This window comes from Bacillus xiamenensis (assembly GCF_000300535.1).
GTDB classification, from domain to species: Bacteria; Bacillota; Bacilli; order Bacillales; family Bacillaceae; genus Bacillus; species Bacillus xiamenensis.
Genome location: NZ_AMSH01000094.1, coordinates 1 through 6534 on the forward strand (window position 1 = coordinate 1; position 6534 = coordinate 6534).

5 protein-coding genes, 1 tRNA gene and 3 pseudogenes are annotated in these 6534 nt (G+C 40.5%); 2 read left to right on the plus strand and 7 right to left on the minus strand.

The window, feature by feature from the left end:
- Positions 1-118: 118 nt before the first annotated feature.
- The 5 genes and pseudogenes from BA1_RS17735 to BA1_RS17750 form a co-directional block, all read right to left on the minus strand.
- Positions 119-1288 (minus strand): annotated as a pseudogene (locus tag BA1_RS17735) (macrolide family glycosyltransferase).
- Positions 1289-1453: 165 nt separating this feature from the next.
- Positions 1454-1582: a hypothetical protein gene (locus BA1_RS19715; RefSeq protein WP_008361973.1), complete on the minus strand. Its 129-nt coding sequence runs from the start codon at positions 1580-1582 to the stop codon at positions 1454-1456.
- A 134-nt stretch (positions 1583-1716) separates the two neighbouring features.
- On the minus strand, positions 1717-2181 hold the full coding sequence (locus BA1_RS17740; RefSeq protein ID WP_008361975.1) for a DinB family protein: 465 nt from the start codon (positions 2179-2181) through the stop codon (positions 1717-1719).
- Positions 2182-2481: 300 nt separating this feature from the next.
- A tRNA-Arg gene (locus tag BA1_RS17745) sits at positions 2482-2557 on the minus strand.
- A 118-nt stretch (positions 2558-2675) separates the two neighbouring features.
- Positions 2676-2984, minus strand: coding sequence for a TM2 domain-containing protein (locus BA1_RS17750; RefSeq protein WP_008361976.1), 309 nt, complete (start codon positions 2982-2984; stop codon positions 2676-2678).
- Positions 2985-3211: 227 nt separating this feature from the next.
- Between BA1_RS17750 and clpP the strand changes: the two genes are divergently transcribed.
- Complete coding sequence (clpP, locus tag BA1_RS17755) at positions 3212-3808, plus strand: ATP-dependent Clp endopeptidase proteolytic subunit ClpP (protein WP_008361979.1); 597 nt, start codon at positions 3212-3214, stop codon at positions 3806-3808.
- 51 nt (positions 3809-3859) lie between these two features.
- On the opposite strand, the pseudogene BA1_RS18925 reads toward clpP, so the two are convergent.
- A pseudogene (locus BA1_RS18925) lies at positions 3860-4057 on the minus strand (TIGR00730 family Rossman fold protein); the annotation flags it as partial.
- 351 nt (positions 4058-4408) lie between these two features.
- A pseudogene (locus BA1_RS17760) lies at positions 4409-5017 on the minus strand (SulP family inorganic anion transporter); the annotation flags it as partial.
- A 455-nt stretch (positions 5018-5472) separates the two neighbouring features.
- On the opposite strand from BA1_RS17760, the gene BA1_RS17765 reads away from it, so the two are divergent.
- The gene (locus BA1_RS17765) at positions 5473-6450 is read left to right on the plus strand and encodes a 2-hydroxyacid dehydrogenase (protein WP_008361986.1); all 978 of its coding nucleotides are present in this window, start codon (positions 5473-5475) and stop codon (positions 6448-6450) included.
- The last annotated feature ends 84 nt before the right edge of the window (positions 6451-6534 follow it).

The following is a 6534-nucleotide window of genomic DNA, read 5'->3' on the forward strand; positions in this document are numbered from 1 at the left end:
TTATAAAATATTCAGTCTATTAAGTACGAGAAACTGCTCGTAGCGAATATAATATTCGTGAGCACCGGAACGCAGGACTGACAAAGAATGCGAGGGTTTGTCTACACGCTGGACAGACTCATGATTGAGTCTGTTTCGCTTGCATTAATTGATCAATGACACGTAATGCTTTGTCTGTACCCCCTGCTGTTTGGAAGCTTTCTTCAATTTTTTTAATTCCGGCAAGATACGTGTTACTTCCCAGTACTTCTTCTACAGTGTCTCTCAGCTGCTTTGCTGTCAGCTGGTCTTTATCGAGCGCACGAGCAGCGGACAATTCCGTCAGTCTTTTTGCCACCATCGGCTGATCTTTGTCCACTGGGATGACGACCATCGGGACATGAAAATGAATGCTTTCATTGACACTGTTCATCCCGCCGTGAGTGACAAACACATCGGTCTGTTCAAGGACTTCAAGCTGCGGCACATAAGGCTCGATGATAACATGCGAAGGCGCTTCTTTTAGGAGGGACATATCAATTTTTTCACCTGTTGCCATGACCACTTTGCCATCAAAGTTTGCAAAGGCATCTATACACATATTAAAAAATGACTCTGTATCTCCAAGAACTGTCCCCATCGAAATAAAAATGACCTTCTCCTGTTCAAGTGCTTCTAGCGGGAAATCATGCTGATCTGCCCGTTTTTGAAAGCTCGGCCCAATGAAGACAAATGAGTCGTTCAATGCATCAACAGACGGCTGAAAATATTCGCTCGTATACACCATGTTCAGTTCTCCACGATTTTTCATCAATTGCATCAAATGTTTGGGCTGTACTTTAAAACGATCCTTTATTTGTTCTAGTAAATGTGCAGCCTTCTCATCCTTGCGATAAAGAGGTGTGTCAAAATGCGCCTCTTGCAGCACAAAAGATGGATTCGATCCGATACCAGGAATGTGCAAGTAATCTCGCACCAGTTCGCCTGCTCCAAACATATCAAAATAGACCAAATCAAATGTATGCTGCTGAGAAAGTGTATCCACCACTTCTAGAATATCTAATGACGTTTGCAGCATGGCATGGAAAAATGGCTGCATGGACTCCAAATCGCCTTCATTCACACTCAATGTCCGAATATAATCTGGATGGATATGTACGTGAGCGCCTAAGCGTTTGATTCGTTCCTGATAATGTACAGTTGTCACCACATGCACTTCATCTCCTCAATCCGCCAATGCTTTTATGATTCCTAACATTGGGTTCACATGTCCTTCAGCTGGGAACGTAATTATTAAAATCTTCGCCACCAGAATCCCCTCCTCATTGTCAATTCCCTTCCATGTTAATCATATACAGTCAGCTGGCTCAACAAATACGCCTGAAAAGGGAGGCAATGAGTCTTAGGGCCAATATTTTAAGCGGATCACAGAAAAAAGACAAAGCCTTCTGTTACATGCTTTGTCTTTTTTCTATTATTTTTTGAGCAGCATTTGTTTAAACACCGCGGACTGTTTTTCAACTGAAGTCGGATCAGCATAGATAAATTCATTGATTGAATAGTACAGAACATGTCCTTGTTGCACTGCTTTGTTTTTTTCCATAAAACCCCTCTCCTTATGGAGAAGGCTGTGAGAAACACTTGTTCTATCGGGAAATAGATCAAGCATAAGCTCGTAGAACGTATAATAGACATGACTTAAAAAAACACGATGAATGTTATTTGAATTGAGGACAGTTATTCAAACATTAAAATTTTAGGGTCTTTATCGTAACAGTGAACAAGCATAGCGTGTAATTGCCCCCTATGATGATAAACGTGTGCTAATATCTCTAACAACCATTCATACCTTGTATATGTCACATCCCAATATGAGGTGGTACGGGATAGTAGTTCTTTGTCTGATAAATTCATATAATTATTTTTTAATGAATGAAAGTTGGTAATTAAGCCATTTTCTATTGATTCTAAATCTTTGTATGATACATTAGAATAAAATTTTTCCATCTCTTCTTGGGTAGCCTCATTAGAAATACGCCAGTCAGCTTCACAAATGATAGCAATGTGTTCCAACAATTCTCCGATAGACTGCTTATGAGATGTTGGTCTTTTTTGCAGATCATCTTCTTCTAATTTACTTATTATTTTTATTAATGTTTTAACAGCTACTTCAATTTGATGTAAAACACTTTCACAATTCATTAGTCCCTCCTTATGAAAAAATTCTTCCCTGCTAGTAGAACAATAAAAAAGCTTCAATGTGCAATGATTTTATACTCATTCAATACATTATATCTTTTGTGTTGCTTACTTTTAAATATAGCGTCTTTCTTTCAGGCTAGTAAAACAATAATCTCTGTTTACTACTAAGTGGCCGTACATCATTCACAACATATTCTGAAGAACAGGTGAAGTTCCTCTCAAATCACTCACAAAAAAAGCTGAAAACCCTTTAGAATAAGGATTTTCAGCTTTTTTTAAATGATAAATCGAATCTATAGACGCGCTCGGAGGGATTCGAACCCCCGGCAGACGTGGTACCGGAAACCACCGCTCTATCCAACTGAGCTACGAGCGCACGATATGTTTTTTGAACGTCAGCATATCAAATTATAAGGGAAATGATGCAAGAAAGCAATGATATTCTGACAGCATCAAAAAAGAAGCCTGCACCGAAAAGATGCAGACATGTCTTCTTATGCCATTTTCACAGATGCAATAATTTTTCGTTCCATGTTTTCATTTACTTCATCAACTGTTTTCACAAGACAGATGATACCATCAATAAACGGCCAAATGAACAGTGTTAACCATCCTAAAAGAAGCATGGTCACTGCATACCCTTTTTTCTCATCTAGGTAAAAACGATGAATAGCAAACGCTCCAAAGAACCACCACAAAAGAAATACAACTAATTTCGACTTTTTCTTGGTTTGCAGTTCAGTTGAGACAACAATACGTTGCTGATCAGTCAAACCACTTTTTTCTAAAAGCAAATTATCCACTCTGTTTCCTTCTTTCTGACTACAAATAATTATTCCATAGGTAATTTTACCTCACAACAGAAAGTTTTTCCATATTTTTTTAAAACTTTTCCATGGTTTAAGAAATTTAATTTTGGGAAAAATAACATGTGGCTGTCGAATTTTTTGATTGCATTTTGTTTGACCTTTATTGACCAAAAATGTATCATTGAATTACATACTTACCTAAAAGGTGAAGGAGGAACATTATGAATTTAATACCTACAGTCATTGAGCAAACAAATCGTGGGGAAAGAGCCTACGACATTTATTCTCGTCTTTTAAAAGACCGTATTATCATGCTTGGTTCTGCAATCGATGACAATGTTGCCAACTCCATCGTGTCACAGCTTCTTTTCTTAGAAGCCGAAGATCCAGAAAAAGATATTTCTATCTACATTAACAGCCCTGGAGGTTCGATCACAGCTGGTATGGCCATTTACGATACGATGCAATTTATTAAGCCAAAGGTATCAACTATTTGTATTGGGATGGCTGCATCAATGGGTGCGTTCCTGCTTGCTGCTGGTGAAAAAGGTAAGCGTTATGCCCTTCCAAATAGTGAAGTGATGATTCACCAACCACTAGGTGGTGCCCAAGGTCAAGCAACAGAAATTGAAATTGCGGCAAAACGAATCCTTTCTTTACGCGATAAACTGAACCAAGTACTTTCTGAACGTACTGGTCAGCCAATTGAAGTGATTGAGCGCGATACAGATCGTGACAACTTCAAAACAGCGGAAGAAGCTCTTGAATACGGACTCATTGACAAAGTCTTGACCCGTAATACAGACGAACAAAAATAATGACAACACAAACCGTCTGCTCTTTGAACAGACGGTTTTTTGTTGTTCAAATACGTTAAGACAGCTCTGTCCATTTCTGCTGAAGAGCAATACCTCATCCGCAATGGCTCCCATTCATCCAATTTGTGAGCCGCCGTATACAAGACAGATTCCTTGCTTTGCCATATAAGCCCCCAGCTCGACAGCTTTTTGTTTGTAGATGTCATTCACACCTGGATTCGACCCAGCAAACACACAAATCGTTTTCATCAAAACAGCTCCATCTCTCTATGATTTCTTCACCCACTCATTCTCCTATACTTGATTGTAAAGAAACAGCCGTTCCGTCTATATATAGTGTAAAACCAAAAGGTGAACACCATATAAGGAGATGTATAAAGAGCATGCAAACAACTGAGGCTGACCTCTATGATGTCTCATTAGAAGAAGTCTTCTCCTCCCATCAGCAGAAACTCACTCAGCGATTTTCTCGTGAGACAGAGCAGGCAAAAAGCACGTGACTTGTCGGTCACGTGCTTTTTTCATCGTCTCATAGATGCTGTGGTAAGATATCATCCGTTCGTTCAAAAATAGAAACGGCAGCCACATTAGAAAGAGAGACCGATCAGCAAGGTTCAACGCCACAAACATCAAAATCGGTGCCATGGCAGCAAGCGGAATCATGAATGCATATGGTGCAAATAACATTAAGATCAGCAAGACGACGATGCCATGCACGACACCAAAAATCGGACTTGCTCCGCCATTTTTGATGTTCGTTGCCGTTCGGGCAATCGCCCCAGTTGCTGGAATCCCTCCGAAAAGCGGTGCTGCCATATTGGCAATTCCTTGACCGACGAGTTCCTTATTGCTGTCATGTTTAGAACCTTTCATATTGTCAGCAACCATCGCAGACAAGATCGACTCCACTCCGCCTAAAAGCGCAATGACAATAGCCGGCGGCAAGAGGTCCATCATTTTTTCAATCGTTAGTTCAGGAAAAGCGAAGCTTGGCAACTGACGAGGAATTTCGCCATATGCAGAGCCAAGGGTTACAACTTGTCCTTGGAAAAAGAGAACGGCTACAAATGTTGAAGCTAATAGTCCTAATAGAGCACCAGGTATTTTGGGAATATATTTTTGTGCCGCCAAAATCACGATAAGCCCGATGACGGATGTGATGATGGCAAGACGATTTGTGGTCCCGAGATGAACCACGATTTCTCTCATAATGAGAAAACGATGAGAGAAAATGTAAGCATTTTCTCTATTTTGACCTTTATACCGCTTCAGCACAGGCGATATGCGGCTTTTGCTTTCAAACGATAGCTCTCATCTCACCAAAAGACGATGAAAAGGTTTAGTAGAAAATGGCCATCCCGTTTAATACACTTCAAATATAATAAATTTTCTACCAAAAACTCTAGATCTACTTTCCGGTTTGTCAAATTATCTCTCGAAACATCTGCCATTTTTCTATGACACATCTACTAATCACTCATTTTTCTACATCATAAAAAGACATCAGTTGGCCGAGGAATTTACTCTTTCACTAAAAAAACGTCTTCTTTCCCGTTATTTCAGTATATTAAATATTGAACTGCTCATATTTAAACGTGTACTGCCAAAATGGTTGCTTTATAATAAAAAGAGAAAGATGCCCATGTGAAAGGAGCGAATTGACTGTGAAACCACATATTTTTGTCACCAAACCCCTGCCTGCCTCTTTTGAAGACATGCTAAAGGAACATTGTACATACGAGGTATGGCAATCAAAGGACCCTATTCCAAGAGATGTTTTATATGAGAAGTTGCAGAAGGCTGATGGCCTTTTAACATCTGGCACGAAAATTGATCAAGACTTATTAGATCACGCACCCCAACTCAAGGTGGTGAGCAATCATTCAGTCGGCTATGACAATTTTGATCTAGAAGCGATGAGACAAAGAGGGGTGATTGGGACGCACACACCTTACACACTCGATCATACCGTTGCTGATCTTGCCTTTTCGCTCATTCTCTCTTCTGCAAGAAGAATTGCCGAGCTTGATCGTTTTATCCGCGAGGGAAAATGGACGGAATTCGTGCAGGAGGAAGATATGTTCGGCATTGATGTCCATCATCAAACGCTCGGCATTATTGGGATGGGACGAATCGGAGAGCAAGTCGCCAAACGAGCTGCTCATGGTTTTGATATGAACGTCCTCTATCATAACCGAAGCCGGAATGAGAAAGCCGAATCGGCATACGGCGCTGTGTATTGTGCACTTGATGATTTGCTGAAGCAAGCGGATATCATTGTGTTAATCACACCGCTGACTGACGAAACGTACCACCTGATAGGAGAGCGGGAATTTAAATTCATGAAGCAGACCGCTTTATTTGTGAACATCTCCCGCGGGAAAACTGTCGATGAGAAAAGCCTCATCCAAGCATTGCAGGAAGGGTGGATCAAAGGAGCCGGCTTGGATGTGTATGAACAAGAACCGCTTCAGAAAGATCATCCTTTCATGGAGATGAACAATGTCACTCTTGCCCCCCATATCGGTTCTGCTACTGAAACGACAAGAGACCTCATGCTCAAACGAGCCATTCATAATGTGATTCATGGCATAGATGGCAAAGCCCCTGTTGATATTGTGAAGGAGCTTGCCACATCTTAAACGAAAACGGACGCAGGAAACTGCGTTTCAGATTGTTGACAAAGGTCTAAAATGAACTTTATTTGAGCCCTTTGTCTTCTTTTC

Coding starts and splice junctions, on each gene's coding strand:
- BA1_RS19715 (WP_008361973.1), bottom strand. CDS start 1,582: ATGGAAAAAAACAAAGCAGTGCAACAAGGACATGTTCTGTACTATTCA.
- clpP (WP_008361979.1), top strand. CDS start 3,212: ATGAATTTAATACCTACAGTCATTGAGCAAACAAATCGTGGGGAAAGA.
- BA1_RS17740 (WP_008361975.1), bottom strand. CDS start 2,181: ATGAATTGTGAAAGTGTTTTACATCAAATTGAAGTAGCTGTTAAAACA.